Origin of the sequence: Myxococcus sp. RHSTA-1-4 (assembly GCF_020037125.1) — a bacterium.
Lineage (GTDB): Bacteria > Myxococcota > Myxococcia > Myxococcales > Myxococcaceae > Myxococcus.
This window is the reverse complement of the sequence record NZ_JAIQDG010000038.1, coordinates 63,069-88,961: the sequence shown is the minus strand read 5'-3', so window position 1 is coordinate 88,961 and position 25,893 is coordinate 63,069. Positions and strand designations below refer to the sequence as shown.

Below are 25,893 nucleotides of genomic sequence, written 5' to 3'. Positions count from 1 at the left end.
GCCAACGACAAGTAAGACCGGAGTACAGGGGCCCCCTCCCACGTTGGGTGCCAGGCAGGCGGACTGCTAGAACAGGGATTTACGCAGGAGGTCATCATGTCCGAGGCCCCCGACAGGACTCCGCCCCGGGACGCCATCGTGCGGGCCACGCCTTCACTGGTGGTGCTGGAGGTGGAGGGCCGCACCGCGTCCGGATTCGTGGCCACGGCGGAGGGCCACCTCGTCACCTGCCTCCACTCGGTGGCGGGGGCGCGCGGCATCTGCGCGGTGCTGGCAGACGGCGTGCGCTCGGAGGTGGTGCGGGTGGTGGCGGTGGACGAGCGGAGGGACCTGGCCGTCCTGCGGCTGCCCCTTCCGGACAGGGTGCCCGCGCTCGCGGTGTCCTCCCGGCCGCTGCCCGCCGAGGGGGAGACCGTCTACGTGCTGCGTGGGGCGAGCGGCCCCGCCCCGGAGGTGCGCTCGCAGGAGGTGCGCGCGGTGCAGGTGCTGGGGGACTGGCTCACCCTGCTGGAATTGAAGCGCACCCTGCCCGAGGAGTCCTCGGGCAGCCCGGTGCTGGACTCACGAGGCGACGTGGTGGGCGTGGCCACCGCCGCCCTGGCCAATGGCCGCGCCCTGGGGCTGGTCATCCCCTTCCGCTACGTGGTGCCCATGCTGAGCGGCGCCGGCTCCTGGCCGCTGTCCGCGCTGGAAGCCCCCAGGCGCCGGGCCGGGCGCGCGCGCCAGGTGCCCCAGCATCCGTTGAGCGTGCTGGAGGGCGCCCCCATGGACGCGGTGGAGTCCATCGCCAGCACCCTGGGCCATGCCATCAACGCGGGGGCCCCCGCCTACAACCGGGGCGACGTGGAGGGCTGCTACCGGCTCTACGCCCGCACCGCCGAGCAGCTCATCGACGAGCGCGGCGACTGTCCCGGCGCCCAGCGCGCGCTGCGCGACGGGCTGCTGCGCTGCGTGGAGCTGTCCGGCGCGGACGACCGCGCCTGGGCCCTGCGCGACACCTTCGACGGGCTGCTGGACGTCATCCACCGCTGGCTGCAGTCCCGCCCCAGGCGCCCCCCCGCTGGCAAGGCGCCTCCGAAGCGGCTCCTCAACTGACGCCCCTCAGGCGTCCTGCCACGTCACGCGCAGGATGTAGCCCGCGGGCAGGCGCTCCAGCACCTCCACCACCGGCGTCACCCGCGTGCGGCGCAGCACCCCCTCCACCACGCCGGCCACGAAGTCCGGCAGCGGGTCCGGGTCCACGACGCGGATGCGCCACTCGCGCGCCTGCACCGGCTCCAGCAGCATCTTCATGTCCTCGCGCCCCGCCTTGAGGTACGTGGGCAGCCGCGTCAGGCACCGCTCCGTGCCCAACAGCGGCGCGGCGGTGGCGAAGATGCGCCCCACCAGCGTCTGCGCGAAGCCCTCCACGTACTTGTGCCCCAGGGCACGGTTGGCCGCTTCCGGCGGCTGCCCCACGAAGGCGAAGCGCCGGGCCACCCCCAGCGCCGCCCGCCACACGGCCAGCGGGTAGTACTCCTGTGCCGCCTCCGCGTCGTAGCCGATGTCCCGCAGCGACTGGGCGAATCCCCCCGTGGGCTTCAGCGCGTGGACGAACAGCCCCTCGAAGTTGCGCCGTGGCACCTGCACGGGCATGGGAGGCGGCTTCCGCGGCTCCAAGGCCGGCTCGCTCATTCCCCGCCGTTCCATACGTGTCCCCCCTGACCAACGGTCCAGCCCGCTTCGGTACCAGTGTACCAGCACCGCCGCCGCCCCATTCCCATCCCACACCCAACGCTAAGGACACCACACTTTTACAACCGGGCCGCTCATGCAACGATGAAGGATAGTAAATGCAAGGAGTGTCATGCGGGTCCTGATCGTCACCCAGGGTGGGGCGGCCCTGGAGCCACTGGAAGCCCGGCTGTCTGCGCGCGGGCACACGGTGGTCACGGCCGCGCGTGACGCCGAGGTGCCAGCCCTGTGGCGCTCGGGCGCCTGCGCGTTCGCGGTGGTGGACGCCCGGGGCCCGGCCTCGCCCGTGCCGCTCCTGCGCGGCCTGCGCAGCCTCCCCGGAGGGCTGGAGACGGTGGTGCTGCTGCTGGGCCCCCGGGACGCGCTGGGCACGCTGATGCCCGCCCTGGAGGCCGGCGCGGACGACGTGCTGGCCTGGCCCCTGGCGCCGGAGGAGCTGGAGCTGCGGCTGGAGCTGGCGGAGCGGCGCTTCACCCGGCGCCACGGCCGCATGGGGGTGCCGTCCGGAGACGACCTGCGCGACAGCATGCTGTCGGTGTCGCCCGTCCCCACCTCCATCACCACGCTGGGAGACGGCCGGCTGGTGGCGGCCAACGACGCCTACTTCCAGGCCTTCGGCTACACGCGCGAGGAGGCGCTCGGCCGTACCACGGTGGAGCTGCGCCTGTGGGAGCGCGCCATGGTGGACCGGGACCAGGTGGTGGAGCGGCTGAAGCGGTACGGCTCGGTGCGTGGGGTGGACGCGCGGTACTACACCCGCTCGGGCGAGCTGCGGCACACGCTGCTCTTCATGGGGCTGGTCCCCTACGGCGGGGCGCCCCACATCATCTCCTTCTTCCCGGACATCACCCCGCTGAAGCGGGCCGAGGAGGAGCTGCGGCGCTCGGAGGTGAGCTTCCGCACGCTCATCGAGAACCTGCCGGACCTGATGGCCGTCTTCGGGAAGGACGCGCGCGTGCGCTACGCCAACCTCAAGGTCGTCACGGCGCTGGGCTACTCGGACCTGCGCGAGCTCATCGGCAAGCACATCTCCGAAATCATCCCCCCGGAGGACGTCGCCTCGGCGGACGCGCGCATGCACGAGGCGTTGAGGTCGGGCCGGGCGGCGCTCCAGGAGCGGCGGCTGCTGCGGCGTGACGGCACCATCCTCCACGTGGAGTCCACCTCCTTCCCGCTGCCCTTCGACGGCGAGGACACCATCGTCTCCGTGTCGCACGACCTCACGGAGCGCAACCAGATGCAGGCGCGGCTGATGCTGGCGCAGCGCATGGCGTCGGTGGGCACGCTGGCGGCCGGCGTGGCGCACGAAATCAACAACCCGCTGGCGTACCTCACGGCCAACCTGGCCTTCGCGCGCGAGGCGGTCGGCACCCTGCGGGAAGAGGGCGCGCGAAGCCTGGAGCCGAAGCTGGTGGGGGCGCTGGCGGACGCGCAGTCGGCGCTCGCCGAGGCGCAGCAGGGCGCGGACCGGGTGCGCACCATCGTCCGGGATTTGAAGACGTTCAGCCGGGTGGACGTGGCGGACAACACGGACGTGGACGTGCGGCAGGTGCTGGAGTCCACGCTGAACCTGGCGACCACGGAGATCCGCCACCGCGCGCGGCTGGTGAAGCAGTTCGCCGAGGTGCCCCGCGTGCGCGCCAACGAGTCGCGGCTGGGACAGGTGTTCCTCAACCTGCTCGTCAACGCCGCGCAGGCCATCCCCGGAGGCACGCCGGAGCGGCACGAGATTCGCGTCGCCACGCGCGTGGGCAGCGGCGGCCGGGTGGTGGTGGAGGTGGCGGACACGGGCCTGGGCATCGCGGCCGAGCACCTGCCGCACCTGTTCGACCCGTTCTTCACCACCAAGGAGCCCGGGGTGGGCACCGGGCTGGGGCTGTCCATCTGCCACAGCCTCGTGGCCTCGCTGGGCGGGGAAATCCACGTGGAGAGCGAGCCGGGCAAGGGCTCCACCTTCCGCGTCCTGCTGCCCGCCTCGCAGCCGGTGCAGGCCGCGCCCGAGCCCCCCGCGCCCCCGCCGCCCACCGCGGAGAAGCGGGGCCGGCTGCTGGTGGTGGACGACGAGCCCCTGGTGTGCACGGCCCTGGCGCGCACGCTGAGGCCCCACCATGACGTGACGATGTCCACGCGCGCCCAGGAGGCGCTGGACCGAATCGTCGCCGGGGAGCGCTTCGACGTCGTCTTCTGCGACTTGATGATGCCGGGCATGAGCGGCATGGACTTCTACTCCGCGCTGAAGGAGCGCTACCCGGAGCAGGCCGGGCGCGTGGTGTTCCTCACCGGCGGGGCCGTGACGCCGCAGGCCCGCGCCTTCCTCGAGTCCGTGCCCAGCCCCCACCTGGAGAAGCCCTTCGCCAGCCGGGAACTGCTTTCACTCGTGCAGGAACGGCTGGCGCACGCGTAGTGCAATGTCCACCTGTGGAAGATTTGGACAGCCACACCCGAAGGCTGTCCCTCTTCTCCCCAGCCTCGGGTTCTCCCCGGCCGGGAACCGTGGGCCGGTAACTCTCCATTCCCGAGACTGCTTGGAACCGCAACTGGATGGCATTTCCAGGTGCCCGGAATCCCGTGAAGTTCCGCCGTGCGGAGTTCGGGCCCGGTGGGCTGGTACGCGGGTTGCTCATGTCCTGACGCGCTGCACCGCGAGTGCGGGCGCGGCATGAAGTCGGGCGTGGTCCGAAGGACCGGGGGGCCGTTCGACGTACCGGTTTTCTCGGAGGCACCTGGACGTGAAGTCGTTGCGGCGCAAAGCGTGGAGCACGGGCGTGGGGTGGCTGTGCGCGGCGATGGTGGCCGCGAGCGGGGCCGCCGGCGCGCGTGAGTCCCCCCCCGGGAAGCCCGGCGCTTCCGGGCGGGCCTTCACCGCCGCCACCGTGGTGGAGCGGGCGCGGGCCCTGGCGGCGCGCCCCTACGAGGAGCCCCGGCGGACGCTTCCCGAGGCGTACGCGCGGCTCTCGTATGACGCGTACCGGGACATCCGCTACCGCAACGACAAGGCGCTGTTCCGCGAGGCCGGCCTGCCCTTCCAGGCGCAGTTCTTCCACCCGGGCTTCCTCTACCCCGAGCCGGTGCGGGTGAACGTGGTGGCCGGAGGCCGGGCGGAGCCGGTGCGCTTCTCGCCGGAGCTGTACACCTATGGCTCGCTGGTGCCGGCGCCGCCGCTGGAGAAGGCGGACGGCTTCGCGGGCCTGCGCCTCACCCATCCGCTCAACCGGGCGGACCACTTCGACGAGGTGCTGTCCTTCCTGGGCGCCAGCTACTTCCGCGCGCTGGGCAAGGGCAACGTGTACGGACTGTCCGCGCGCGGCGTGGCCATCGACACCGCGCTGCCGCGCCCCGAGGAGTTCCCCTCCTTCCGCGAGCTGTGGCTGGAGCGCCCGGCGCCCGGCGCGGACCGCGTGGTGGTGCACGCGCTGCTGGACGGGCCGAGCGTCACCGGCGCGTACCGCTTCACCGTCATCCCCGGCGTGCGCACGGTGATGGAGGTGGAGGCGACGCTGTTCGCGCGCAAGGCCGTGGAGCAGCTCGGCGTGGCGCCGCTGACGAGCATGTACCTCTTCGGGGAGAACGACCGGGGGACATACGACGAATTCCGCCCCGAGGTGCACGACTCGGACGGCCTCTTCGTCTGGACGTGGGACGGAGAGCAGCTCTGGCGCCCGCTCCAGAACCCCGAGCGGCTCAACGTCTCCAGCTTCCGCGCGCGGGGCCTGCGCGCCTTCGGGCTTCTCCAGCGGGACACCGCGTTCTCCAGCTACGAGGACCTGGAGGCCCGCTACGAGCTGCGTCCCAGCGCGTGGGTGGAGCCCGTGGGCGACTGGGGCCCGGGCTCGGTGCGGCTGGTGGAGATTCCGACGCCGCAGGAGGTGCACGACAACATCGTCGCCTTCTGGGTGCCGGACGCGCCGCTGACGCCGGGCGCTCCGCTGCGCGTGGCGTACCGCCTGCACTGGGGCTCCCAGGCGCCGTGGGCGGCGGCGGGCTCCTTCGTCACCGCCACGCGCGTGGCCGCGGGTGACACGCCGGGAGCGCGGCGCTTCGTGCTCGACTTCTCGCGTCCCGCCACCGAGGGGGATGCGCCGGTGGAGGCCGTCATCACCGCCTCGAAGGGCCAGGTGCTGCGCACCACCGTGCGGCGCCACGAGCCCTCCGGCGGCTGGCGCGCCACCTTCGAGCTGCTGCCCGACGGCAACACTCCCACCGAATTGCGCGCGTACCTGAAGTGCGGTTCCGAGACCCTCACCGAGACCTGGAGCTACCTGTGGACACCGTGATGATGCAGACCTCCCGCCCCTCCATCCTGGAGTCCGCGTGGGTCCGCCCGGAGACCCGCGCGGCGCTCGACGCCTTCTTCCGGGGCTTCGGCTTCACCTCGGACGAGGACCTGACCGCGCTCGCCCTCTGGGTGCTGGAGGGTGCCCGCGAGCAGGGTGAGCGGCCCCAGGCCGCCGTGGCCCTGGCGCGCGCGCGGGTGGAGACGTGGCTGGCCGGAGTGCTGAGCCAGGAGGCCGGAGGCACGCTGCTCGCCCGGGGCCGCGCGGCCTTCGTCCTGTGCGACGGCGCGCGCCTGGGGGCCCGCCTCCTGACGCGGGGCGCGGTGCCGGACGGCTTCGCGCGGGCGCTGCGCGCGGCGGTGCCGGTGCCTGCGCCGGTGCAGGTGGCCTCGGTGATGCCGGAGCAGCAGCTCGTGCTGTGGCCCTTCGGTGAGCTGCTCCGCCGCTGGTGGCGCGGGGCCCAGGCGGACGTGTCCATCTCCCGCTGACTTCCATGCACGCCCATTCGTTCTCACCGGAGAGCGCCGGCCGGAGGCGCGCCTGCGTCCTCGGCCTGGCGGCCGCGTCCACCGTGGTGGGGACGTGGGAGATGCACCGCCTGCTGAGCGTCCGGGGGACCACCGCGCCGGAGCTGGTGCTGGTGGCCCTCTTCACCCTGTGCTTCGGGTGGATTGCCCTGTCCTTCTGGACGGCGGTGGCCGGGTTCCTCCAGCTCGCAGTGGGCCGACGCCTGCCCGGGCTGCGGTGGCCCACGGCGGAGGAGGAGTCCTCGCCGCTGACGTCCCGCACCTCGGTGGTGATGCCCATCCACAACGAGGACCCGGCGGCCGTCTTCGCCAACGTGCAGGCCACCTACGAATCAGTGGCCGCCACGGGGCACCTGGACGCGTTCGACTTCTACGTGCTGAGCGACTCCACTCGCGCGGAGGCGTGGGTGGCGGAGGAGCTGGCGTGGGCGGAGCTGTGCCGCCGGGTGGGTGGCCAGGGGCGCATCTTCTACCGGCGCCGTACGGACAACACGGGGAAGAAGGCCGGCAACCTCCAGGACTTCTGCGAGCGGTGGGGCCGGCACTACGACTTCACGGTGGTGCTGGACGCGGACAGCCTGATGGACGGCCGCACACTGGTGAAGATGGCGCGGCTGATGGAGCTGAACCCGCGCGCGGGCATCCTCCAGGCACCGCCGCTGTGCGTGGGGCGGAGCACGCTGTTCGCGCGGCTGCAGCAGTTCGCGGGCCGGGTGTACGGGCCGGTGGTGGCGGCGGGCGCGGCGGCGTGGCAGCTCGGCGAGTCCAACTACTGGGGCCACAACGCCATCCTCCGCACGTCGGCGTTCATCGAGCACTGCGGGCTGCCGGTGCTGCCGGGACAGCAGCCCTTCGGCGGGCACATCCTCAGCCACGACTTCGTGGAGGCCGCGCTGATGCGGCGCGCGGGATTCACGGTGTGGCTGGTGCCGGAGCTGGGCGGCAGCTACGAGCAGCCGCCGCCGAACCTGCTGGCGTACGCGCAGCGGGACCGGCGCTGGTGCCAGGGGAACCTCCAGCACCTGAGCCTGGTGCTGGCCGGTGGACTGCACCCCATCAGCCGGGGGCACTTCCTCATGGGGGTGATGTCCTATGCAGCGTCGCCGCTGTGGCTGATGTTCCTGATGGCGGGGCTGGTGGCGGCGCTGCATGACGGGTGGGTGTCGTGGGCGCACCCCACCGCGCACCCGGTGGACTTCGGCTTCGACACGGGGGGCGCGCTGCGGCTGCTGGGCGTGTCCATGGGAATGCTGCTGGCACCGAAGCTGATGGGGCTGGGCCTGGCGCTGGCGCGCGGGCAGGACGCGGCGCGCATGGGCGGCCGGGCGCGGCTGGTGGCGAGCGTCCTGGTGGAGAGCGTGCTGGCCACGCTGCTGGCGCCGGTGATGATGCTGTTCCAGTCGCACTTCGTCTTCGGGACGCTGCTGGGCTACCGCGTGTCCTGGACGAGCCAGCAGCGCGAGGACGCGGACCTGCCCTGGGCGGAGGCGGCGCGGCGCCATGCGGTGCACACAGCGGTGGGGGTGGCGCTGGCGATTGGAACTTTTGCGCTGTCCCCCGGGCTGGTGGCATGGCTGGCGCCGGTGGTGGCCGGACTACTGCTGTCGATTCCCCTCTCCGTGCTGACGGCGCGCGCGTCGCTGGGCCTGTGGACGGAGCGCGTGGGCCTGTTCCTCATCCCCGAGGAGACGGTGCCCCCGAAGGTGCTGGAGCGGGCGCGGGAGGTGACGGAGGAGCACGCGGTGGCGCCGGTGGCGGACGCGGTGGACCACGTGCTCTCGGATGCGCGGGCGCATGCACTGCACCTGGCGCTGCTGGAGTCGCTGCCAGGGCCGGAGACGGTGCCCGCGGCGTTGGCGTCAGCACGGCGGAAGCTGCTGGGTGGCTCCGTGGAGCCGCTCTCCGCGCCGGAGAAGGTGGCCGTGCTGCTGGACGCGGGCACCCTCACCGAGGCTCGCGAACGGCGGCTGACCCGCGCCACCTCCTGAGCGCCCCTGAGCGCTACCGGGCCAGTCTCCGACGGGCCCACTCACGGGTTGTATGGGTAGCGCGCCAGCACCTTGCCGTCTGGCGATACGGCATACAGTTCGAACCAATGAGGCGAGGGATTGAAGCCGGGCACCGCCCATCCGCACTTGTCCACACGCCGGTTGATTTCGACGAAATACAGGCCACCTTTCTGCCCGACAGTGACCTCCATGGCCTTGGCGGAGTAGGAACAATCCCCGGCGAATTCCTTCGGAACCTTCGCCATCACTCGTTGTAGCGCGGCGTGAGCCGCGAGGATGGCGGGACCATCCAACGTGGCTAGCGGACGGAGGTCATCGGGCCACTCAATTCCCTCTGCGACGACAGGTTGGCGGGCGGCGGCACCTCCATCCGTACTCGCGATGCGAGCTTGGGGAGCGACCGTTCCCGCATCGCCCTCCGCCCCCCTTGCCGGAGAGCTCACCGGGCCACCATCCGCCAGTAGCGTCATGAGCACGACGAAGTGATGAAGTTTCATCATGGAACCGAGCCCCACGGTGCTTCTACCAGTTCAGTTCAGGAGTGCACTTGGGCACGAGGATTCTGGGTCCGCGCATGCCGGACGACTCGCGAGGCCGACAGGTTGCCTGAAACTCCCAATGCGCTTTGTCCTCGTTCCATTGGAAGACCTCACCCGCTGAGTTCCACTTGTAGAAGCGAGGCTCTTCCTTGTGGCCTGTTGCGAGCCAGGCCCAAGCGGGAATCAACTGCCCCTGGGCATCACGTGCCAGCCTGCCGCTGGGGCTCGCCGCATAGGCCACCATCATCCACAACCCCTGTTCCGTCTTCAGCGCGGGAAATTGTGTCAGGTCCGGACTGCTCATGCGGGTTCCACAGGGGTGATTGTGAGCGAACCCAATGACAGGCACGTCCCGGCCGAAGTCCTCATCCTCCACCCCACCAAACGGTGGATGACATGAATCACGCTCCTTCATCAGGTTGCGGATGGGCCACGACACACGCCAGTCTCGGGGCGTCTTGTAGAGGGCAACACAGTATTCGGCGGCGTCCGGACGCGGGGCGCCTGTGTTGGGGTCGCAGGAATCCGCGGCGCCCGGTAGGGACATCAAGGCCTTGAGTGTCGGCAGCACCAGGTCATCCGGAATGCTGGCCGTGTCCGCGACAACCACGGGGACGTCCGCATGCGCCCAGGGTCCGGGAGCAACGGCCAGATCGAACCTCCCCTCCAGGATGGGCAACTCGGTCCGCAGGTAGTAGAGCCTGGGGCCCACACACGCAGACACGAGCAGGAGCACGGAAGAAAGGCCCTGTCGCAAGGGAAGCTTCATTGCGACAGAGCCTAGGCGATCCACCCCGTCCTACGCGAAGAACCGCCGCAGCACGGCGACCATCTGTCCCACGTCGGACGCGCAGGCCATCTCGCGAATCGAGTGCATGGACAGCATGGGGTTGCCCACGTCCACCGTACGGATGCCGAGCTGCCCCGCCGTAATCGGCCCAATCGTGCTGCCGCACCCCAGGTCCGTGCGCGTGACGAAGTGCTGCGGAGTCACCCCGGCCTCGCGGCACAGCGCCGCGAAGTACGCCCAGCTCTCGCCGTCCGTCGCGTATGACTGATTCGCATTGGACTTGATGACCGGCCCCGCGCCCATCTGCGGCTGGTGCTTGGGCTCGTGCAGCGACGCGTAGTTGGGGTGCACCGCGTGCGCCATGTCCGCGCTCACCAGGAACGAGTTCGCAATCGCCCGGTGGAATGCGTCCGGCCGCCCGTCCGAATGCGCCAGCGTGAAGCGCTCCAGCAGCGTGCGGAGGAAGGACGACGCCGCGCCCTGCGCGCTCCGGCTGCCGACCTCCTCGTGGTCGAACAGGACGGCGCCGCAGGTGGCCTCACGCGGCTCCTTGCCGGACAGCAGCGCGGACAGGGCCGCGTGGCAGCTCGCCAGGTTGTCCAGGCGCGGCGCGTGGAGGAACTCCCCGTGTGCCCCCGAGCGGATGGACGGCTGCAAATCATAGAGGCACAGGTCGTAGCCGAGGATGTCTCCCGCCTCCGCCTTCACCCCTCCGCGCGCCAGCTCCTGCAACAGCAGCGAGCGCAGGTCCACCGCGCCCGCGCTCTCCAGGCCCAGCACCGGCACCATGTGGTCCTGCGGGTTGAGCTTCAGCCCGTCCGAGTTCACACCCCGGTTGAGGTGGATGGCCAGGTTGGGTACGCGCAGCAGCGGCCGGGCGAAGTCCACGAGGTACCCATGGGCACGCCCTCCCGACATCACCATGACGCGGCCGGCGAGCGACAGGTCGCGGTCCGTCCAGGTGTGCAGCAGCACCCCGCCGTAAATCTCCACGCCGAGCTGCTGGTAGCCGTTCTTCGACACCGCCGCGTTCGGCTTCAGCCGCAGGTTGGGCGAGTCCGTATGGGCGCCGACCAGCCGGAAACCCGCCTGGTCCACCGGCTTCGTGCCGAGCTGGAAGGCGGCGATGCTGGTGTCTCCCCGGGTGACGAAGACGCGCTCGCCGGGCTTGACGGTCCACGACTCACGTTCATCGAGGACTCGGTAGCCCGCCTGGGTGAGGCGGCGGGCCGTCTCGCGCACCGCGTGGTACGGCGTGGGCGAGGCGTCGATGTACTCCAGAAGGTCTCGGGCCAGGGCGTCGGTGTCGATGGGGCTCATGGGCGCCCCAAGCTAACGCCGTCCAGCCCCTCCGCCACTCCCGAATGTCGCCACCCGGGCAGGCGGGCGGGCCCCCGGGGCCCCCGCCGGGACGATGGTGGAGCTCGCCCGGGCCCCCGGCGCCGCGTCCAGGAAGGTCCCCAGCAGCACCCAGCGGCGGGCCGACGCCTCCGCGCCGCGCCGCGCCACCACCGGCGTCGTGTAGTGCCAGAAGGGCAGCCGGTACACGGTGACGCCGCCCACGGTGCTCACCTTCGTGAGCTCGGAGAGGTGCCCGTCCTTCGCGTACACGAGGTACTGGTGCTCCACGCCCGGCATCGTCAGGGAGACGTGCATGTCCACGTAGCCGTCCCGGGCCTCGGGCTCCTCCGGGTGGTGGTCGTTGTGCGGGCCCGTATAGTCCCCGGGGCCGTAGCACAGCACCTGGATGCCCCACTTGCGCCGCAGGGTGCGCCCGGAAACCACGGCGGCGAAGGCGGCGAAGCTGTCCGAGCGCATCATGTCCGTGAGCCCCACCGCCTCGGCCGCACGGTAGGAGCGGGAGCGGCGGCTCTCCAGGAGCGCCGTGCGCACGCGCACCGTCTTGGGCAGCAGCTCCATGTAGTTCATCGTCATGCCGGAGATGGAGTCATGGGGGATGGGGTCCTCCATGGACACCAGCGTGTCGCGAAGCGCCGCGTCCAGCGCGTCCCGGCAGGCCACGGCCTTGCGCGGGTCGATGACACCCTGGAGCGCCACGAAGCGCCGCTCCGGGTCCAGCAGCGCGCCCGTCAGCTCCCGGTCCCTGCCCTCCAGGATGCGGCGTCCCTTGGGGGTGAGCAGATCGGCGAACTCGGCGGGGAAGGTCTTCTTCATGCGCCGGAACATAGCGGCCCCATCCGGGAGTGCACGCACCTTGGAAGCGCCCGGACGCAACCTTGGACCGGGTCCCCACGATAATCGCCGGTAGGCCGAATTCCGGAGACTCCCCCAGGCATGGACCCCATCCGCAGCCGCCCCCGCGTCCTCACCACCCCTACCTCCGCCGCGCAGCCCCAGGCGGGCACGCAGCAGGCCGCCGCTCCGGCCCGGGCGAACGCCGTGGGCCACACCGGACTGAGCACCTTCCAGGGCACCGCCCCGGCCCGCGCGGCCGCGGCGCAGGCGACGCCGGGCTCCTGGCGCGGCGGCCCGGACACCGAGGTGGGCAAGGCCGTCCGGGCCATGTGGGAGCGGATGCAGCAGATGCCGGGCAACGACATCAGCATCAAGGGGGACACCCCGGCGAGCCTGCTCGGCCGCGCCATCCTGGACAGCAAGCACGTGACGAACGAGCAGCTCATCGCCATGTCCAAGGTGTCGCTGGACCAGCTCGCCACGGACCCGGCCACGCGGCAGAAGGTGCTGGACAAGGTGCCCAACGCGCGCGAGCTGCCGGTGCACAAGTTCACGGTGGCCATGCTGTCGGCGGCCACGGGCATCGACCCGCGGAAGCTGTCCGAGGCCTGCCCGGACCTGGGCCTGACGGGTGCGCCCAACACGCCGCTGCTCTACGCGGCCAGCAGCGAGCGCATGCAGCGCTCCACCGCGCTGCACGACTTCACGGACTACCTGCGCGGCGCCGGCATCAAGGGGCTGAACAAGGCCGTGTGGGGCGTGGAGAACCGCATCCTGTCCGCCATCGTCTCCGCCGTGGGCGGCGGGCGCTACTGAGCGACGACACCGCTTCTCGGTGAGTTTCCGGGCCGTGGCCTCCCAGCGGAGGTCACGGCCCTTCATCTATTCGCCACCCTCGGTGCCACCCGCCATCCGCTGCCGCGCTGTCTCCAGCCGCTTCGCGCGCACCTTGCCGGCGACGCCCAGCAGCTTCCGGTCGCGCTCCCACCGCTCGCGCGTGGGTGCATCAACCTGGGCCCACAGCGGCTCGCATCGCTCCAGGGCCCGCTTCGCCAGGTCCAGCGCGCCACCGAGCGCCAGGTGCGTGGCCGCATCCTCCGGGTCCGCCTGGGCCAGTCCCCGCATCATCACCGCTAGAGCCAGCAATTCCTCGCGCACGGGCTCCGGCCAGCCGCTCCGGCGGGCCACCTGGAACAGCCAACCGAGCAGCGCCAGGTGGACATGGCAGTCCTCCACCGTGCGGAACGGCTTGAGGTAGCGCGCGTACCCGTCCCCGGGCAGCACCTCGTCCGGCGCCACGGCCACGTCCTCCAGCACCAGCTCCGCGTGTGGCACCTCGGGCACGAAGGGCAGCTCCGGCAGCGCGGTGACGCGGACGCCCGGCCGCTTCGCGTCCACCACCACCATCCGCAGCCGGTTGCGGCCCTGTGCATCCTGGCCCTCGGTGGCCACCACCAGCAGCAACTCCGCCCGGGTGCCCAGCGTGACGAACGCCTTTTCGCCGGTGAGTCTCGGGCCCGAGCCCGTGTCCGTCAGCCGCGTCTGGATTGCGGAGGGGTGCGCGCCGGCCGGCTCCGTGGCGCAGAGCGCGCAGGGCCGGTCCGCCGGGAGCATGGGGAACAGGAACCGGTGCGCGGCGTGATAGCCGGAGGCGAACGCGAAGCCGAGCCGGTCCGCGCGAAAGCCACCCGTCAGGGCCAGGTCCGCTGGCGCGGGGAAGCGCGTGAGCAATTCCAGGTGGCGCCGCCACCACGTGTCGACGGAGTCGAGAGGCAGCGGGTCGGGGGACTCGGTGAGCAGGAAGCGGAGGGCGTCGTTCACGGGAGTGACTCTATGCCAGGGGCCCCCTCCCCGGCTCACGTCCCATCAGTTCGAGGAAGTGCCCGCGCCACGCGCCTCGTTCCCGGGACGGATGGGAATGGCCAGCACCGCGCGAGTCGGCATCACATCGGCGAAGCGGTCGGCCAGCGCCGCGAGGCTCGCCGCATGCAGCACACGGGCAGGCACCGGTGCGCCCCCCGCCGCTCCCGGCAGGTCGCGCGTGGCCGAAGCCTCGGACGGCAGAATCACCCGGTATCCGAGCACGAGCCCGTCCCGCACCGTGGTGTCCACCGCGAGGTGGGTCATCAGGCCGGCGACGATGAGGGTGTCCACTCCCAGCGCCCGCAGGCGCTCGTGGAGGTCCGTGCGGGAGAAGCCCCCCGCCATCTTCTTGAGCACCACCTGCTCGAACGGCAAAGGAGCCACCTCCGGCCGCACCGCGGCACCTGGACTCCCCTCGGCGAACAGCGGGCTGCCCTTGGCCGTCACGTCGTGGACATGCACCACGTGCAGGCCCGAGGCGCGCGCCCACGAGAGCAGCCGCTGCGCATTGGCGACCGCGGAGGGCGCGTCGGGCAGTGGCAGCCCGCCGGAGAAGAACTCCTCCTGGAAGTCCACGAGCACCAGCGCCGTGCGCCGCGGGTCGAGCGCCGTGGGAGGAGTGAGGCCATAGCGGGCCCGCAGGGTCGACACGGGCGGCGCCTTGGCGCAGGCGGTGAGGAGGGACAGCAGGGAGAGGAGCCGCAAGGCATGAGCATTCATGCCGCGAACCATGGCGGCGAGCCGGCCCGCGCACCGCTGCGCGGATGCCTGCCCCCCATGCGTCTATGCAGAGGTCCCCGCGAGCCTCGACGCCTCACGTTCCACGAGCGCGGCGAGGAAGTCCGCCACCACGCGGATGCGGGTGACGCGCCGCAGGTCGGGATGCACCGCGAGCCACAACTCCCGCTCCACGCCCTCCCCTGGCGCGCCCACCCGCATCAACCCCGAGTCCCCCGCGAGCCAGCACGGCAGCACCGCGAGCCCGAGCCCCGCCAGCGCCGCCTCGAACAGCACCGGCGCACTGTTGCTGCGCAGCACGGGCGCGGCATCCCCTCCCACGCGCGCGAGCCAGCGGGCTTCCGGCAGATGGGAGAGACTCTCGTCATACGCCAGCAGGGGCATTCCCCGGACCTCCTCCACACGCGAGGGAGGCCGGGGCCCGAGCAGCGAGCGGGCCCCGTAGAGGGCAAACCCCAGCTTCCCCAGCTTCCGGCTGGCGAGCCCCGGCTCCACGGGCCTTCCCAGCCGCAGCGCGAGGTCCGACTCACGCCGGACCAGGTCGAGCACGTGGCTGCCCGTGAGCACCTCCAGGCGGAGGTCCGGGTGACGCGCGCGCAGGGCCCCCAGTCTCGGGGCGAGGAAGCGGCTGCCCAGGGACTCCACGCACGTGAGGCGCACGACTCCGGAGGCCGCCGCGTCGCGCGCGCCCACGGCCCGCTCCACCGCGAGCGCCTGCTCCTCCACCGCCTGCGCGTGGGGGAGCAACTCCTCCCCCGCGGCGGTGGGCACCATCCCTCCGGGCAACCTGTCGAAGAGGCGCGCGCCGAGCGCCTGCTCCAGTTCAGCGAGCCGGCGCCCCACGGTGGTCTGGTTCACCCGCAGCGTCCGAGCCGCCGCCGAGAGGCTGCCCGTGCGCTGGATGGCGAGGAAGACGCGCAGGTCGGACCAGTCGAACACCGGCGGCACCCTCCTCGCGGACGCGCCCGGCTCAGCCCGCGCGCTTGCGGCGGACCGGCCTGGTCCGCTTGGACGACTTGCTGGACGGCGAGGACGGCTTCTTCCCCGCCCCCTGCTTGCCGCGCGACTTCTTGCCCCGGGCCTTGGACTTCGACTTCGCCTTCGACGCGGCCTTCTTCCTGGCGGGCTCCGGCTTCACCGGCGCGAGGATGGTGCCCCGGCACTTCGGCGAGCCGCACTTGCAGACGTAGAGCGCCTCGGAGTCCGGGCCCATGTCCTCGGTGCGCTCGTAGGCGTAGTCGTAGACCAGCTCCTCGCCGGGCTCGATGTCGCGGAGGGCGTAGATGTAGATGTGGCCCTTGTCGATGAGGGCCTCGCAGTTGGGGTCACACGAGTGGTTGATGTAGCGCGACTCGTTGTGGACGGTGCCCGCGTCCAGCACGCCCTTGTTGTCCAGGTTGAAGAGGAAGGTGTGGTGCCGCTCCATCGCCTCGTCGTCGTAGCGGCGGTCGGCTTCTTCCTGGGTGATGCGCTCGCCGATGTACTCGATGATGCGAGTGCCCTTGCGGATGCGGCGCGTGGCGAAGGCTCCCGTACCCTGGATGGTGGACGGGCGCAGCTCGAAGGGAATCGGCTTGGGGGAAGGAATGAAGGTGGGTGAGGTCATTCGGGTGGGAGCGGCCCGGGAGTTCACGAGAGCCAGGACGCTCCGTCAGCGGCGGTGTAGCGTGCCCGAGTCGGACTCCCGATGAAAGGCGCTCGATGATGCGTTGGTGGCTTGTCCTCGGTGCGGTGAACGCTTTCCTGTCCGTGGCGGCGGGCGCCTTCGGCGCGCATGCGCTCAAGGCCCGGCTTCCCCAGGACCTCCAGGTCATCTTCGAGACCGGGGCGCGGTACCACATGTACCACGCGCTGGGGCTCCTGGCGGTGGGCCTGCTGGGGCACTTCCGCCCCTCCCCGCTGCTCTCCGGCGCCGGCTGGTCGATGCTCGCGGGCATCGTCCTGTTCTCCGGCAGCCTCTACGTGCTCGCGCTGTCCGGCATCCGCGCGCTGGGGGCCATCACCCCGCTGGGCGGCGTGAGCTTCCTCGCCGGCTGGCTCCTGCTCGCCCTCGCGGCCTGGCGGACCACGAGCTGAGACGCCCCCCCGCCGTCACTCCCTCAGCGGCGGGGGCAGCGGATAGACGAGGTCCAGGTCGCGGTGGTTGCGCAGGCCACACGCCTCGCGCTGCACCATCAGGCTCCACTTCTGGTACTCGGCTTCCTTGCGCAGCTCCCGGTAGCGGGTGACGTACCGGGCGCGCTCCGTCCCGGTGTGGGCCCGCAGCTCGAGCTCGGCCCGTGACAGCTCCGCCAGCAACTGCTCCAGCTTGTCCCCAGACCTCCGCAGCCCGGCGGCCTTCTCCTTCTGGAACTCGGCCTCGACGGGCAGCAGCGCATTGACGCGGTCATCGCGAGCCATGGCCTCCATCTAACAATCCCGCGTGCCCCACGCTTGCCCGGAGGGCGCCGCCCGCCCCCCTGCCCGGGAATCGGCGGGGTGGCCGCCACTCCGCCACGCCTCACGCACCAGCGCGAAGCCCGCGGCCAGCAGCAGGCCGTTGCGCAGCAGCAGCAGCGCCGCGTGCACGGGGCCGATGCCCGTGTCGTACGTGCTGCCGGCGAAGATGCCCCGGCTCATGGCCGCGGCCACGAAGACGGCGACGGACGGCCAGCGGGAGCCGGAGAGCAGCGCCAGCCCGGCCGCGCCCGTGAGCCAGACGAGGTACTGCGGGCTGAGCACGGGGTTGAGGATGATGAAGGCGATGAGCGGCCCCAGGGCCAGCCGCGCCAGGTCCTCCACCCGCTCGGGCGCGCGGTGGCGCACGGCCCACAGCCCCACCGCCGCCGAGCCCAGGGAGCCCACCACCCATATCCAGCGCGTCGCGTCCTTCACCCACTCCGCGGCCGCGCCATGCAGCTCATACGCGGCCGTCGCATGGACCCACGCCACGTCCGGCACCCACCCCATCAAGTGCGCGGCCCACAGCAGGGACGCCCCGAGCGACTCCACCTGGAGCCCCCTTCCCACGTGGAAGGACGCGAAGCCCCACCAGGGCCAGAAGGCGCTCAGCGGCACCAGCGGCAGCACTCCCAGTCCCAGCCCCAGCACCAGCCGCCGCGCCGAGCCCCGCCGCCAGCACACCGCCAGCGCCAGCGGCACCAGCACCACGGGGTACAGCTTCGTCACCACGCCCACCGCGAGCGCCAGCCCGGCCAGGACGTCCCGCCGCCGGGACAGGGCCACCAGCGCGGCCAGGGTGAAGGCGGCGGGGATGAGGTCGTAGCGCTTCAGGTAGTGGATGCTCTGCAGCCAGCTCGCCACCGAGTACACGGCCAGCGGCGCCCAGGCGCGCGGCGAACGGCCCCAGCGCTTCACTCCCTCCGACAGCAGCAGCCACTTGATGAAGGCGTCGAAGAGCGTGAGCTGCAGGCCGAAGAGGGTGATGAAGGCGGGCAGCGTCCCACCCAGCCACGCCGCGGGGACGAACCACAGCAGCGCGTACGGCGGGTACTCGAAGCGGAAGTCCTGGTTGGGGGTGGCGCCCTCCAGGAAGGACCGCGCCGTGCGGAAGTACAGGTCCAGGTCTCCGACGCGCGGCGAGAAGGCATAGAACGCCAGGGGCAGCACGCTCACGACGAGCGCGCCCCAATGCCAGGGACCGAAGCGGGGAGCGGAAGAAGGCGAGGCGGACACGCGCGGACACTCTGTCCGGAGCCGCTCGGGTTTGTCGCGGGGAAAGAGCCGGGTGGCGCTCCCCCGCCCGCCCGTCCTGCATCCAGTGGGGCCGCGGCGACTACGCCAGGGACAGGGGCTCCGGCTTCACCTGGAGGAACAGGCGCTCCACGTCGTGACGGTGGCACAGCTCCGTGCCCTGGGACAGGAGCGCGGCCGTGCCCGAGGCGATGCCCCAGCGCAGGGCCTCCTCGGGAGACTGGCCCCGGGCGAGGGACAGCGTCAGCCCGGCCACGAAGCTGTCACCCGCGCCCACGGAGCTGTGCGTCTCCACCGGCGGAGGCGAGGCGCGGAGCTGCCCGTCGCGCGTCGTCAGCAGGGCGCCGTCCGCGCCCATGGACACCGCCAGCATCTCCACCCGGCCCTTCGCCACCAGCTCACGGGCCGCCGCGGCCTGGGTGGCCAGGTCCTCCACCTTCATGCCGGTGAGGTCCCTCAGCTCGCGCCGGTTGGGCTTGGCCAGGAACACGCCCTCCTCCAGCGCGGCCTTGAGGGGAGGCCCGTTGGTGTCCACCACCACGCGCACGCCCTGGCGCTTCGCCTGCCGCGCCACGCGGGCGTAGAAGTCCTCCGGCACGCCCGGCGCCAGGCTGCCGCTGGCCACGATGAAGGCGGCGCCCACGGACACCTCGGCCACCGCGTCCAGGCAGCGCTGCCACTCGCGCTCGGAAAGGGTCGGCCCCGGGAGGATGAAGCGGTACTCGCGCGAGCTGGTCCCCTCCGCCACCGTGAAACTCTCACGCGTGTAGCCCTCCACCGGGATGGAGCGGCGCAGCAGGCCCTTCTCCTCCAGGAGGTGCTCCAGCAGGTGCCCGGTGGGGCCACCCCGGGTGTAGACGGCGATGGACTCACCGCCCAGCTCACGCACCACGCGCGCCACGTTGATGCCGCCGCCGCCCGGGTCCCTGCGCACGGGGCCGCAGCGCAGCTTGTGCTCGGGAGTGACCTCCGGCACCGACGTGGCCAGGTCGATGGCGGGGTTGAGCGTCAGCGTCACGATGTGCGGCATCTCGAGCGTCCTCCAGGGCTGCGTGTCAGTGGCGCGCCGAGCCTGCCGCACCCGGGCCCGCTCCGCCAGCCAGCGGAGCATCCGGCCAGGTTCCTGCCCTACGGACAACACCCCACCCTGGGCGTCAGAGCGGTTCCTGTTGCCTTCCCGGGTAGGCCCGCGAATATCCCCCTCTGCATGACACCGCCACGCAAGCCCACGCGGGAGGAACTGGCCGCCGCCACCGGGAGCACCATGCCAGACCTCATCGCTCCCAGGCTGCGCGTCCTCTTCTGCGGCATCAACCCCAGCCTCTACTCCGTCGTCGTCGGCTTCCACTTCGCGCGGCCGGGCAACCGCTTCTGGCCCACGCTGCACGCCGCCCGCATCACCCCGCGCCTGCTCCAACCGTCGGAACAGGAGCAACTGCTCCCGCTGGGCTACGGCATCACCAACGTGGTGGACCGGGCCACGGCCACCGCGGACATGCTGGACGACGCGGAGCTGACCGAGGGCGCGAAGTCGCTGGAGGCCAAGGTGCGGCGCTACCGGCCCCGCATCCTCGCCATGCTGGGCGTGAGCGCGTACCGCACCGCCTTCGGCCGGCCCCGGGCGCAGCCGGGCCTCCAGACGGAGGCCATCGGTACGACGCGGCTGTGGGTGCTGCCCAACCCGAGCGGCCTCAACGCGCACTACCAGCTCGCGGACCTGGCGCGGCTCTTCGGGGAGCTGCGCCACGCGGTGGAGGTGGGGTGAGTCCTCAGCGGAGGATGCCGGCCTCTCGGGCGAACTGCGCGACCACGGGCTGCACCTGGGGGAAGGCGGCGGCGTTGCAGGCCAGCAGGCCGCGGTGGTTCTGCAGCTCGGAGCCGTCATACGAATACGGCGTGCCGCCCAGGTCCGTGAGGATGCCGCCCGCCGCGCGCAGCACCGCTTCCGGCGCGCAGTTGTCCCAGCGGTAGCTCTTGCCGCTGGTGTGGATGTAGACGTCGGCGGTGGCCTCGGCCAGCAGGCCGCACTTGAGGCCCACGGAGCCGGATTCACGCTCCCGGGTGATGCCCAGCCGCTTCGCCACCGCGTCCGTCAGCTTCGAGCGGTGCGAGCGCGACACGACCAGCCGCAGCGCGGATGGATCCGCCACGTCCGAGACGCGCAGGGCCCGGCGTCCGCCCTCCTCCTCCAGGAAGGCGCCCTGCCCCACCAGGCCCGTGTACAGCTTGTTGCCCACCGGGCGGTAGACGACGCCCACCGTGGCCTGCCCGGCAACGGCCAGCCCCACGTGGATGGCGAACTCACCGTTGCGGTTGACGAACTCCTGGGTGCCATCGAGCGGGTCCACGTACCAGCAGCGCTCGAAGCGCTTCCCGTCGCCGCTGTTGTCGGACTCCTCGGCCACGACGCCGTCGCCGGGAAAGGCCTTGCGCAGCTCACCGACGATGAACGCGTTCGCGCGCTCGTCCGCCTCCGTGACGGGGCCCATGCCTCCGGCCTTGTCCTGCACGGAGAAGTCCGTGGCGTAGATTTTCAGGAGGATGTCGCCCGCCTGTCGGGCGATGCGGCGCGCGGTGTCGAGCTCGGTGTCGAAGGAGGCCATGGAGGTGGAACAGTCTAGGGCAGATCGGGCACTCCACCCTCGACTCTTTCAGCGCCAAGGAGTACTCGCGGACCGTCTCGACCCGGGGTGAGCAGCTTGACGAACCCATCCACGAACCCGGGGCAGGCCCATGGAGGCCGGCTACCGCTGGTGGATGGGGCGCGAGGCACGGAAGAAGGACGCCGTGGTCATCGTCGCGGAGCTGGACGACGAGGTGGTGGGCTACGCCTGCGGCCGCGTGGAGGGCGTGGAAAGGAGCGGACCTGTACTTCCACCACGGCCCGCTCGGCACGTGGTTCGACGTGGTGGTCCACCTGCTGCCGCAGTGCGCCCTTTACGAATGGGAGAGGGCCGGGTCGCGCTCAGCGTCGCAGCGCGCGCGGGAAGAGCACCTCGTCCTCGAGCCAGGTGTGCTCGTCGAGCTCGCGCTCGAGCCGCGCGAGCCTCTCCCAGAGCTCGCGCCAGGTGCGGCATGCCCCCGCCGGGGCAACGTAGTCGTTCGTGAGCGTACGCAAGCGGGCAAGGCACTGCTCGACGTGCGCGTGCTCCAGCAGCATCACCTGGATGGGGGCCACCGGCGCCGGGGCGCGTCCACTGAGAATCCACGGGAAGAGCACCTGCTCCTCCTTCGCCAGGTGAGCGCCGAGCAGCTCCTCCAGAATGCGCAGCGTGGCCAGCAGGCGCCCCAGCCGCTCGGGTTCCTTGCTTCCATGGACCTCGAGGACGCGGACCGCCAGCGCGTCGAGCCGCTTCAGGTCCTCCTCGAGGGGCCGGTGGTAGTCCTCGACCAGGTGCGTGATGAGCGCGGCAAGCGGCGCCTCCTGCCACTGCGCCGCGTCCGCGGGCGCGCGCGCCACCCGCGCGACCTCCATGGCCACCAGCGTGGCGTCCACGTCGCTCCGCTCGCACGCCTGCTGCAAGCTGCAGTCCCCTCCGCAGCAGCCGTCCAGGCCGTGCCGCTGAAGGACCGGCTGCGCAGCGGGATGCAGTTGGATGAGGTCGCGAAGGCTCAGGCGAACATCGATTCCGAGCATCAGGGTCTCCCTTTCCTACCCGAGGTCATGAGCAAGACCGGGACCAACGTCCGCCGCGCGGGCGTCGACGGGCGCCCCGGTCCCCTCCCGCGCAGCTCCTGCGCTCCGCCCGACGCTCGACCGCAATTCATGCGGGCGGTGTGAGTCGTTCCAAGTCACGGGCGAAATGGAGTAGCAGCGCGTGCCTCGCCGCGCGCGCTGGGGCCCGGGATTCGCGCGGCCGGGCCCCACGTGGGCCGGTGGTAGAGCGCGCTCACGGCGAACATCACCACCAGCGTGGCGGTGTAGACGGCGGCGGCGGTCGTGGCTCGGCCCCGGGGAGCGAGTGCTGTCAGCACCGCCCCCGCGCCGAGCGCCATCAGCGCAGCGGCTTGATGAGACACACCGCGCTGATGGCTCGTCTCTTGCCAGGAGCCATTCGACAGGGGTGGATTGATGGCGGAAGCCAGCGAGCTGCTGCGTTCGATGGCGGTGCTGCGAGGAGTGCCTCCCGAGGAGCTGGAGGTGCTGCCGGTGGAGCGTGTCGAGCGAGCGCCCGGGCAGCCGTTCTTCTCCCAGGGAGACCCGGGGGATTCGGTCTACGGGGTGCTCACCGGGCGGGTGCGCATCGCAAAATCCGCGCGGGATGGGCGCGAGGTGTGCCTGGAGGTACTGGGGCCAGGGGACATCATCGCGGCGGTGGCGGTCATCCGCCGCTGCCCCATGCCAGCCACGGCCGTCGCCCTGGAGCGCACCGCCTGCCTGCGAGTGCCCGGGGACGCCTTTCAGCGTCTGCGCGAGCGGCACCCGGTGATGGCTCAGCGGATGCTGGACGTGCTCTCCCGGCGGCTGCTGGAGTCGGGCTGCTCGCGGCTGTGCCTCGCCACGGAGCCCGTGGAGGTGCGGATGGCCTCGGCGTTGATGCGGCTGGCGGACAAGTTCGGCGCGGTGCGGGGCGGAGAGCTCGCCTTCTCCCAGCGGTTCACCCGGAAGAACCTGGCGGACCTCGCCGGCACCACGGTGGAGTCGGCCATCCGGGTGATGAGCCGGTGGACGCGCGATGGCCTCATCCAGTCCAGCGCGGGCCGCATCACCATCCTCCAGCCGGAGGCGATGCGGCGGCTGGCCGAGCGCCCGGCCTCGGACTGAGGGCGGCGCTCCGGGTCAGATGTCGAACGCGTACTCGAAGGTGCCCAGGGTCTCCTCCCCTCGTGCCACCCGGAAGCGGAGGACCCAGTCGCCCGCCATGCTGAAGTTCACCTGGCCCTTGTAGAAGCCCTGGCCCTGGTGAATCGGGTCGACATTGCCCGAGGAGCCGTGGCCCATGCTCGGCATCTCGGGCGTGGCGGTGATGGAGAGGTCGGTGACCGGTGGGAAGGTCATCATGTCCGGGCCCGTCGTGTGCGCCGTCAGGACGAATTCGTTGGCTCCCGTCGTGGGCGGCTTCGGGAAGTTCAGGGTGAAGTGAAGCTTCCGCGCGCCCGCTCCACTGTCCACCGACAGGGTGCGCCGGCTGTCCTTGTCGGCCACGGGGAGGTTCACCAGGGTGAGCGAGGTCTTCTCCGTCGCGCCCGCCGGCGTGACGTCGACCGTGAGGTCCCACGTCTCGGCGTCGCCGGACGGCATCGTGAAGACGAGCGCCCCCTCGAACAGCCCGTCGGCACTGGCCTCCGTGTCAGGGTCGACGCTCGGGCAGCCGTGCTGGTGGCCCATCATCTTCATCACCGGGTGCTGCGTCAGGGTGGCCTCCGTCACCGGCTGGCCTCCCTGGCTCACCTTGTAGAAGACCCGGTTGAGGCCGACGGAGAGGGAGCTCGGCGACCAGAGCTCGAGCGCCACCGGGCCGGACGCGACCTCGGAGAGCTTCGTCAGCGCCAGCGGTTGAGGGGTGGGGGTGTCCTCGCCGCAGCCGAAGCCGGCCACGGCGGTCAGCAGGAACAGCATCCCGGTCAGTCGACGCATCATGGTGTATCGGGGCATCACAGGTTTCCTCCGGTGTCCTTGGGTTCCACCGCGGCACGGCTTCCCGCATGACCGCACGCGCTGGAGTTGCCGCCCCCCGTGCGCAGGGAGCGGGTGATTGCACAGCCATAGAAGGGGGAGCGCGCCGGAAAGGACCGCCGGGCCAGGAAGCCCTCGATGGCCTCTTCGAGATAGGCCTCCCGGCCGGGCTCACCCGGCTCGCGCTCGTTGTCCATCCAACCGTGGAAGAGCACCGAGCCGTCCCGGCGCACGAGCACCACGGTCGGGGTGCTGCGCGCGCCCACCGCGTCGGCGAGCACCGCCCCGGGGTCTCGCAGCACGGGCACGGTGACGCCCCGCGCCCGCGCCACCCGGACCAGCTCCTCCAGCGAGTCATCCGCGTTGCTGTCGACGGCCACGACCCCCACGCCGCGAGTGGCATAGGTGGCGTGCAGCGCCTCCACGCGCGCCTGGTAGCGCCGCACACAGGGACAGCTCGTGCTCCAGAAGACGAGGACGGTCGCCTCGCTCGGGTCGAGCACCTGTCCCAGCGGCACGGTGCTTCCGTCCGCCTGTTCCAGGAGCAACTGCCTCACGGGCCGGGTGGGGCCACTCGAAGTGGTGGCACAGCCCACGGTCCACGCCAGGACGAGCACCCCCAGGAATGTACCGGTGACACGGTCAGAAGAAGCCATGACGAACCCCCAATCCCCCGCTGAACCGCTCGGGCTTGTTTCGCGCCAGGCCCAGCCGGCCCAGGGCATCCGTTCCCACGTTGGCGCTGAGCGTCCAGTGCGGTGAGAGCTTCCAGGAGGCGGACGCCACCGCGCTGAGCCCCACGACCTGGGTGTCGGGGACGCGCTGTCCGCCCACGCGCAGTGCGCCTTCGACTTCGAGTGCTCCCTGCAGGGCGATGACCAGCGTGTCGGCCACCACCTCGCGGCCTGCCGCCCCCGCCACCTGGAGACCGGGGCCGTAGCGCTGCCGCACGTGGGTATCGGCCCGGGTGAAGGCCAGCGGCAACGTCGCGCCCACGTCGAGGCGCACGAACCAGGGCAGAGAGGTGCGCTCGACGGACGCCGCGAGCCCCAGCACCCAGGCGCCCCGCCCGGTCGCCGACGCGCCCAGGCTGTCGGTGGCCTCTTCCGGCCGTCTCCCGGTGGGCCCCACCACCGACGCGATGAGTGCCACCCCGGGCAATTCGACGTACTCCCCGACGGACAGGAGCTCCCAACGCACCCCGGCCTGGGCGTCCCCGGGCCCCTGTCCGGTGGACATCGTGCCGTCCGGCGCGGCGCGCAGGCCCACCACCCAGGGAGCCCGGGCGAACACCTGCCACTCTTCGGCGAGGCGCAGCAGCCCCCAGCCTTCCACCCGCAGCTCGTCCTCGCGCGAGTCGAGGAGCCGCGCGTGCCACCTGCCGTCGGAGTCCCAGCGGCCCGTGCCCCGGGCATACGTGGTGGACATCCCCACGGCGGCATCTTCCCAGACGACCAGCCGCCCCACTCCGAAGACGGAGGCAGACAGACAGCACGCCGCCGCCTGGACGGAGCGCGGCAGCGCCACGGCGAGCACGACCGCGAGAAGGTGGAGGACCTGGTGGCTACGTACTGTGAAGGGTGCGCTCATGCGTCACGACTCCTGCGCCCTTATGCGCACGGAGCCGTCCCGGGAGCCCTGTGGCGAAATGCCGCAAGCACCTCACCGGATATGACGGCGGTCATATCCCCGGTGTTCCTGTTCCGTGGACAGGCTGACGCCGCAGCCCACCTGCTCGTTGTGGCCGCGCGCTCCGTCGGCTCGAGGCCCGCCAGGCCGGCGTCACGAAGACCCCCGTCAACCAGACTCCGACGGAGTCACCTTCTCCAGCTCCCCATCCGCCGGCTGCTCCGCGATGATTCCGCCCCAACCTCCCTGTCCGTCAGGCACATGGTCCTTATCGTTGCCCCACA

The 25,893-nt window shown here is 71.6% G+C and carries 27 protein-coding genes; 9 read left to right on the top strand and 18 right to left on the bottom strand.

Going from position 1 to position 25,893, the window contains the following annotated elements:
• Positions 1-96: 96 nt before the first annotated feature.
• Positions 97-1,095 carry a serine protease gene (locus K8638_RS36880; protein WP_223759414.1) on the top strand — a complete coding sequence of 333 codons (999 nt, stop codon included), beginning with the start codon at positions 97-99 and terminating at the stop codon, positions 1,093-1,095.
• 6 nt (positions 1,096-1,101) lie between these two features.
• On the opposite strand, the gene K8638_RS36875 is transcribed toward K8638_RS36880, so the two are convergent.
• Positions 1,102-1,689, bottom strand: a complete 588-nt coding sequence (locus K8638_RS36875) for a DUF2378 family protein (protein WP_370644218.1) — start codon at positions 1,687-1,689, stop codon at positions 1,102-1,104.
• 157 nt (positions 1,690-1,846) lie between these two features.
• Between K8638_RS36875 and K8638_RS36870 the strand changes: the two genes are divergently transcribed.
• The 4 genes from K8638_RS36870 to mdoH all read left to right on the top strand — a co-directional run bounded on the left by K8638_RS36870 (position 1,847) and on the right by mdoH (position 8,523).
• Positions 1,847-4,138: a PAS domain S-box protein gene (locus K8638_RS36870; RefSeq protein ID WP_223759412.1), complete on the top strand. Its 2,292-nt coding sequence runs from the start codon at positions 1,847-1,849 to the stop codon at positions 4,136-4,138.
• A 382-nt stretch (positions 4,139-4,520) separates the two neighbouring features.
• Positions 4,521-6,008, top strand: a complete 1,488-nt coding sequence (locus tag K8638_RS36865; protein ID WP_225937898.1) for a glucan biosynthesis protein — start codon at positions 4,521-4,523, stop codon at positions 6,006-6,008.
• Positions 6,008-6,496 carry a hypothetical protein gene (locus K8638_RS45035; protein WP_305071220.1) on the top strand — a complete coding sequence of 163 codons (489 nt, stop codon included), beginning with the start codon at positions 6,008-6,010 and terminating at the stop codon, positions 6,494-6,496. The genes K8638_RS36865 and K8638_RS45035 overlap by 1 nt, the downstream gene beginning before the upstream one ends.
• A 5-nt stretch (positions 6,497-6,501) precedes the next feature.
• Positions 6,502-8,523 (top strand): glucans biosynthesis glucosyltransferase MdoH, encoded by a 2,022-nt coding sequence (gene mdoH / locus K8638_RS36855; protein ID WP_223759410.1) that lies wholly within the window; start codon positions 6,502-6,504, stop codon positions 8,521-8,523.
• Between the two features lie 41 nt (positions 8,524-8,564).
• Here the strand turns inward: mdoH and K8638_RS36850 are convergent, their stop codons facing one another.
• From K8638_RS36850 to K8638_RS36835, 4 genes are all read right to left on the bottom strand, one after another.
• Entirely contained in the window at positions 8,565-9,044 is a 480-nt protein-coding gene (locus K8638_RS36850; protein WP_223759409.1) for a hypothetical protein, read from the bottom strand.
• Between the two features lie 22 nt (positions 9,045-9,066).
• A complete protein-coding gene (locus K8638_RS36845) occupies positions 9,067-9,693 on the bottom strand; it encodes a hypothetical protein (RefSeq protein ID WP_223759408.1) in 627 nt (208 codons plus the stop codon).
• Positions 9,694-9,882: 189 nt separating this feature from the next.
• Positions 9,883-11,193, bottom strand: coding sequence for a M18 family aminopeptidase (locus K8638_RS36840; RefSeq protein ID WP_223759407.1), 1,311 nt, complete (start codon positions 11,191-11,193; stop codon positions 9,883-9,885).
• A 12-nt stretch (positions 11,194-11,205) separates the two neighbouring features.
• Positions 11,206-12,048, bottom strand: coding sequence for a hypothetical protein (locus K8638_RS36835; protein WP_223759406.1), 843 nt, complete (start codon positions 12,046-12,048; stop codon positions 11,206-11,208).
• A 120-nt stretch (positions 12,049-12,168) separates the two neighbouring features.
• Between K8638_RS36835 and K8638_RS36830 the strand changes: the two genes are divergently transcribed.
• The gene (locus tag K8638_RS36830; RefSeq protein WP_223759405.1) at positions 12,169-12,885 is read left to right on the top strand and encodes a hypothetical protein; all 717 of its coding nucleotides are present in this window, start codon (positions 12,169-12,171) and stop codon (positions 12,883-12,885) included.
• Positions 12,886-12,951: 66 nt separating this feature from the next.
• On the opposite strand, the gene K8638_RS36825 is transcribed toward K8638_RS36830, so the two are convergent.
• The 4 genes from K8638_RS36825 to K8638_RS36810 all read right to left on the bottom strand — a co-directional run bounded on the left by K8638_RS36825 (position 12,952) and on the right by K8638_RS36810 (position 16,276).
• Entirely contained in the window at positions 12,952-13,890 is a 939-nt protein-coding gene (locus tag K8638_RS36825) for an acyl-CoA dehydrogenase family protein (protein ID WP_223759404.1), read from the bottom strand.
• A 45-nt stretch (positions 13,891-13,935) separates the two neighbouring features.
• Complete coding sequence (locus tag K8638_RS36820; RefSeq protein ID WP_223759403.1) at positions 13,936-14,637, bottom strand: cysteine hydrolase family protein; 702 nt, start codon at positions 14,635-14,637, stop codon at positions 13,936-13,938.
• 78 nt (positions 14,638-14,715) lie between these two features.
• Complete coding sequence (locus K8638_RS36815) at positions 14,716-15,609, bottom strand: LysR family transcriptional regulator (RefSeq protein WP_223759402.1); 894 nt, start codon at positions 15,607-15,609, stop codon at positions 14,716-14,718.
• Positions 15,610-15,640: 31 nt separating this feature from the next.
• On the bottom strand, positions 15,641-16,276 hold the full coding sequence (locus K8638_RS36810; protein WP_223759401.1) for an SET domain-containing protein: 636 nt from the start codon (positions 16,274-16,276) through the stop codon (positions 15,641-15,643).
• 95 nt (positions 16,277-16,371) lie between these two features.
• Between K8638_RS36810 and K8638_RS36805 the strand changes: the two genes are divergently transcribed.
• Positions 16,372-16,746: a DUF423 domain-containing protein gene (locus K8638_RS36805; RefSeq protein WP_223759400.1), complete on the top strand. Its 375-nt coding sequence runs from the start codon at positions 16,372-16,374 to the stop codon at positions 16,744-16,746.
• A 15-nt stretch (positions 16,747-16,761) separates the two neighbouring features.
• On the opposite strand, the gene K8638_RS36800 is transcribed toward K8638_RS36805, so the two are convergent.
• The 3 genes from K8638_RS36800 to K8638_RS36790 all read right to left on the bottom strand — a co-directional run bounded on the left by K8638_RS36800 (position 16,762) and on the right by K8638_RS36790 (position 19,474).
• Entirely contained in the window at positions 16,762-17,070 is a 309-nt protein-coding gene (locus K8638_RS36800) for a hypothetical protein (RefSeq protein ID WP_223759399.1), read from the bottom strand.
• 9 nt (positions 17,071-17,079) lie between these two features.
• Positions 17,080-18,285 (bottom strand): glycosyltransferase family 87 protein, encoded by a 1,206-nt coding sequence (locus tag K8638_RS36795; protein WP_223759398.1) that lies wholly within the window; start codon positions 18,283-18,285, stop codon positions 17,080-17,082.
• Between the two features lie 160 nt (positions 18,286-18,445).
• On the bottom strand, positions 18,446-19,474 hold the full coding sequence (locus K8638_RS36790) for a 1-phosphofructokinase family hexose kinase (protein ID WP_223759397.1): 1,029 nt from the start codon (positions 19,472-19,474) through the stop codon (positions 18,446-18,448).
• Between the two features lie 153 nt (positions 19,475-19,627).
• Between K8638_RS36790 and mug the strand changes: the two genes are divergently transcribed.
• On the top strand, positions 19,628-20,128 hold the full coding sequence (mug, locus tag K8638_RS36785) for a G/U mismatch-specific DNA glycosylase (RefSeq protein ID WP_223759429.1): 501 nt from the start codon (positions 19,628-19,630) through the stop codon (positions 20,126-20,128).
• A gap of 4 nt (positions 20,129-20,132) precedes the next feature.
• Here mug and K8638_RS36780 read toward each other — a convergent pair whose 3' ends face one another.
• The 3 genes from K8638_RS36780 to K8638_RS36765 form a co-directional block, all read right to left on the bottom strand.
• Positions 20,133-20,966 (bottom strand): 3'(2'),5'-bisphosphate nucleotidase CysQ, encoded by an 834-nt coding sequence (locus K8638_RS36780; protein ID WP_223759396.1) that lies wholly within the window; start codon positions 20,964-20,966, stop codon positions 20,133-20,135.
• A gap of 362 nt (positions 20,967-21,328) precedes the next feature.
• On the bottom strand, positions 21,329-22,000 hold the full coding sequence (locus K8638_RS36770; RefSeq protein WP_223759395.1) for a DUF542 domain-containing protein: 672 nt from the start codon (positions 21,998-22,000) through the stop codon (positions 21,329-21,331).
• Positions 22,001-22,155: 155 nt separating this feature from the next.
• A complete protein-coding gene (locus K8638_RS36765) occupies positions 22,156-22,383 on the bottom strand; it encodes a hypothetical protein (protein WP_223759394.1) in 228 nt (75 codons plus the stop codon).
• Positions 22,384-22,435: 52 nt separating this feature from the next.
• Here K8638_RS36765 and K8638_RS36760 point away from each other — a divergent pair, with 52 nt between their 5' ends.
• Complete coding sequence (locus K8638_RS36760) at positions 22,436-23,128, top strand: Crp/Fnr family transcriptional regulator (RefSeq protein ID WP_223759393.1); 693 nt, start codon at positions 22,436-22,438, stop codon at positions 23,126-23,128.
• 15 nt (positions 23,129-23,143) lie between these two features.
• Here the strand turns inward: K8638_RS36760 and K8638_RS36755 are convergent, their stop codons facing one another.
• Genes K8638_RS36755 through K8638_RS36745 form a run of 3 tightly spaced genes read right to left on the bottom strand, consistent with a single transcriptional unit; the run spans position 23,144 to position 25,570 of the window.
• Positions 23,144-23,944 (bottom strand): FixH family protein, encoded by an 801-nt coding sequence (locus tag K8638_RS36755; protein WP_223759392.1) that lies wholly within the window; start codon positions 23,942-23,944, stop codon positions 23,144-23,146.
• Positions 23,945-23,958: 14 nt separating this feature from the next.
• A complete protein-coding gene (locus K8638_RS36750; protein WP_223759391.1) occupies positions 23,959-24,636 on the bottom strand; it encodes a redoxin domain-containing protein in 678 nt (225 codons plus the stop codon).
• Positions 24,623-25,570, bottom strand: a complete 948-nt coding sequence (locus tag K8638_RS36745; RefSeq protein ID WP_223759390.1) for a hypothetical protein — start codon at positions 25,568-25,570, stop codon at positions 24,623-24,625. The genes K8638_RS36750 and K8638_RS36745 overlap by 14 nt, the downstream gene beginning before the upstream one ends.
• Positions 25,571-25,893: the final 323 nt, after the last annotated feature.